The sequence below is a fragment of the Stieleria sp. genome, from assembly GCF_041595215.1.
In the GTDB taxonomy this organism is placed as follows: domain Bacteria; phylum Planctomycetota; class Planctomycetia; order Pirellulales; family Pirellulaceae; genus Stieleria; species Stieleria magnilauensis.
In genome coordinates this window covers 1-2,453 of the sequence record NZ_JBFHKV010001190.1, presented here as the reverse complement: position 1 = coordinate 2,453, position 2,453 = coordinate 1, and the positions used below count along the sequence as shown (strand labels likewise).

Genomic DNA, 2,453 nt, shown 5'->3' with positions numbered 1-2,453 from the left:
GACCCCGGCGGTGATCCACATCAACAACCGCTACTTTGTTCCGCTGGCGACCGCTGTCGAGAAACCGGATCCGTTTTGGCCGGTGGAAACCTTCATTGAGCGTGGTTATGCAACGGCATCGTTCCACACCTCGCATGTCGACCCCGACAAAAAAGACGGCTATCCCGACGGAATCCGCTCGTTCTTTGCCGACGGAAAGCCGCCCGAAGACACCGCGTGGCGCAGCCTGTCGGCTTGGGGTTGGGCGGCCAGTCGGGTGCTCGATCATCTGCAAACGATCGATTCGATCGATGCCTCACGCGTCGCGGTCTCGGGCCACTCGCGGGGCGGGAAAACGTCGCTGTGGGCGGCGTGCGAAGACGAACGCTTCGCGATCGCCTACAGCAACAACTCGGGGTGTGGCGGCGCCGCGCTGTCACGACGGGCTTACGGGGAAACCGTCGAGCGCATCACGACGTCCTTCCCCCACTGGTTTTGCAAACCGTTTTCCGACTACGCCGGTCGTGAGAATGACTTGCCCGTCGATCAGCACGAAGTGGTCGCGTTGATCGCACCACGGGGTGTCTATGTCGCCAGCGCCGACGAAGACCTGTGGGCGGATCCGAAAGGCGAGTACGCCTCGCTCGTCGCGGCTGCTCCCGTGTTCGGTCTGCTGGGAAAAGACGCGATCGAAACGGCGACCATGCCGCCGCTGGGTCAGCAACGCATCAACGGCCAGACCGGTTATCACATCCGCGCCGGCGGACACGGACTCGGTGAAGTGGACTGGAACTTTTTCCTGGACTTCGCCGACACGTTGCTGAAGTAGTGTGCGTGATGTTCGAACTACGCTGCTCCGTCAGAAACTGTACGGAACTGCTGCAACTGCGCGACAACGCGCTGCGCTGCGATGCCGGGCACCATTTCGATCGCGCCAAGGCGGGATACTGGAGTCTGCTGCAACCGCAAGACCGCAAATCGCTTAAACCCGGCGACTGCGACGACGCCGTCCTGGCACGGCATCGTTGGCTCAACCGTGGGCTCGCGACAGGGCTGGTCGAAGCGCTGCGGCCCTGGATCAAGTCGCCGACCGGCGGCGACGCTTCGCGATCGATCAGGACGCTGGACCTGGGTTGTGGCGAAGGTTCGTTTGGGCCGGCACTGTTTTCGGACAATCCGAACGGCTACTGCGGCATCGATTTGTCCAAACGCGCGATCAAACTCGCGGCACGCGGTTGGCCCGAGGCGACTTGGGTGTTGGCCAACGCGGACCGCACGCTGCCGGCCGCGGACGGCAGCGTTGACCAAGTGATTTCGTTGTTCGGACGCCGACCGGCCGAAGAGATTTCGCGTGTGCTGGTTTCCGACGGAAACTGCATCATTGCCGTGCCCGGCGAAGAAGACTTGATTGAGCTTCGTGAAAGTGTTCAACAAGAGGGGCATCGACGCAGCCGGTGGGAAGCGGTCGCCGATGAACTCTCCGCAGCCGGCTTGCAGTTTGTGGAACACCAGAACTGGCGACAACGTGTCGACTTGGCCCCCGATGCGATCGCCGATGCGTTGGCGATGACCTACCGCGCCGTGCGGCACTCCCAACAAACGCGTGCGGAATCGTTGACGGCGATGGCCGTGACGCTGGCGGCCGATTTGATCTTGTTGCGTCGGCCGTAGAGAAAATCCATGCCAAGAGCGGACCTTGAGCGATGCCTAAGGCGATGGATGTAAACGACCGTTGGCCGAAACCATCCGCTCAGCAGTGACCAACGACCCTCCCCTCGCTTCGCTCGACCCTCCCTGCCAGGGAGGGTGACTTTGGATGTATGGGTATCCATGCCTGCCAGGAGGTTGAAGTCCCAGACGGGCGTTCTTACCGCATCACCTGTTCCGCCACGAAGACGCGTTCTCCGCCGCGTGGGGTGACGAGCGACTTGAAGGCTTCCGGCTCGATGGTCGAACGCAAGAAATTGACTTGGCCATTGGCGAATCCCACCGTCAGCCCCCTGGCAATCGGAATGTTTTCCAGCCCCTTTCTGGGTTCTTCGATCAGAAACGGAAAGTCATCGGGTTTGGTCCAGGTGACTTCACTGCCCTCGGGCGCCTGGAGCATCAGCAGGGTGTTTTCGGGGCCGTCGGAAACTGATTGATAAGGCGTGGTCGGTAGATACGGATGGTTGATCGTGCCCAAGCCGCGAATCGTCATCAGTCGCGTGGTGGTGCTATCGCTGCTTGCGTTGAAATCTCGGAAGATGTCAGGCATGTAGGGGATCAACTTCAGATTGTGTGGACTGTCCCAGGGCTGATCCAACCGAAATTGTTTGTAGAGATCCGAGTAATCGAGCGATCCCAAGATGTGGACCCGCCAGCTTAGATTTCGATCGTTCAATAATTCCGGATTTCGCTGATACGTTTGCAGCAGGCAAGATAAGACGGCCCGCATTCCATAGGCCTCAAACAGCCTTCCTTGATCCTCGCCG

General features: G+C 60.3%; 1 protein-coding gene and 2 pseudogenes. 2 read left to right on the top strand and 1 reads right to left on the bottom strand.

The genetic code is table 11. The features are described from left to right. A pseudogene (locus ABX749_RS29560) lies at positions 1–808 on the top strand (acetylxylan esterase); the annotation flags it as partial. An 8-nt stretch (positions 809–816) separates the two neighbouring features. Further along, positions 817–1,650, top strand: a complete 834-nt coding sequence (locus ABX749_RS29555) for a methyltransferase domain-containing protein (protein WP_372899201.1) — start codon at positions 817–819, stop codon at positions 1,648–1,650. A gap of 196 nt (positions 1,651–1,846) precedes the next feature. Here the strand turns inward: ABX749_RS29555 and ABX749_RS29550 are convergent. Then, positions 1,847–2,453, bottom strand: a pseudogene (locus tag ABX749_RS29550) (hypothetical protein); the annotation flags it as partial.